The sequence below is a fragment of the Salinicola sp. DM10 genome (assembly GCF_017306975.2).
Classification (GTDB): Bacteria; Pseudomonadota; Gammaproteobacteria; order Pseudomonadales; family Halomonadaceae; genus Salinicola.
Genome location: NZ_JAFLEN020000016.1, coordinates 1 through 1,151, shown reverse-complemented (window position 1 = coordinate 1,151; position 1,151 = coordinate 1). Strand labels below are relative to the sequence as shown.

Sequence of the window (1,151 nt, the reverse complement as noted above, 5' to 3'; positions counted from 1 at the left end):
TAGCTCTCGACCGTGCCGTCGACGTCAGTCGCTGCCGGCACTTGGCTAGTCAGCGTGGCGTTTTCACCGGTGGTCTGGGTGTCGGCCTTGGCTACCGGCACGTCGTTAGTGCCGGTAACGGTAATGGTCACCGTCTGCGGCGCGCTGACGCCGCCGTTGTTGTCGGTGGCGGTGTAGCTAAAGGTGACGTCCCGACTCTGGCCCGCGGCCAGACCGTCGAAGTCTGCACCCGGGTTAAAGGTGTAGGAACCGTCACTGTTGAAGCTGAGGCTGCCATTGCCCTGGCCCACGTCGGTCGCGAGCTGATAGCTCTCGACCGTGCCATCCACATCGGTGGCCGCCGGGACCTGGCTAGTCAGCGTGGCGTTTTCGCCAGTGGTCTGGGTATCCGCCTTGGCGACCGGCACGTCGTTGGTGCCAGTGACGGTGATGGTCACCGTCTGCGGCGCGCTGACGCCGCCATCGTTGTCGGTGGCGGTATAGGTGAAGGTGACGTCGCGGCTCTCACCCGCGGCCAGACTGTCGAAGTCGGTGCCCGGGTTGAAGGTGTAGGAGCCGTCGCTATTGAAGCTGAGGCTGCCATTGCCCTGACCCACGTCGGTCGCGAGCTGATAGCTCTCAACCGTACCGTCGACGTCAGTCGCCGCCGGCACTTGGGCATTCAGGGTGGCGTTTTCGCCCGTGGTCTGAGTATCCGCCTTGGCCACCGGCACGTCATTGGTGCCAGTGACGGTGATGGTCACCGTCTGCGGGGCGCTGACGCCGCCATCGTTATCGGTGGCGGTGTAGCTGAAGGTGACATCACGACTCTGGCCAGCGGCCAGGCCGTCGAAGTCTGCACCCGGGTTAAAGGTGTAGGAACCGTCACTGTTGAAGCTGAGGCTGCCATTGCCCTGGCCGACGTCGGTCGCGAGCTGATAGCTCTCGACCGTGCCATCCACATCGGTGGCCGCTGGCACCTGGGCGTTCAGGGTGGCGTTTTCGCCGGTAGTTTGGGTATCCGCCTTGGCGACCGGCAGGTCATTGGTGCCAGTGACGGTGATGGTCACCGTCTGCGGGGCACTCACCCCGCCATCGTTGTCGGTGGCGGTGTAGCTGAAGGTGACATCACGACTCTGGCCAGCGGCCAGGCCGTCGAAGTCTGCACCCGG

1 protein-coding gene is annotated in these 1,151 nt (G+C 64.5%); it reads right to left on the bottom strand.

The genetic code is table 11. The annotated features are described in order from the left end of the window. Window positions 1-1,151: Ig-like domain-containing protein (locus tag J0A90_RS18395; protein ID WP_233076938.1), on the bottom strand; the 1,151-nt coding region annotated here is incomplete at both ends.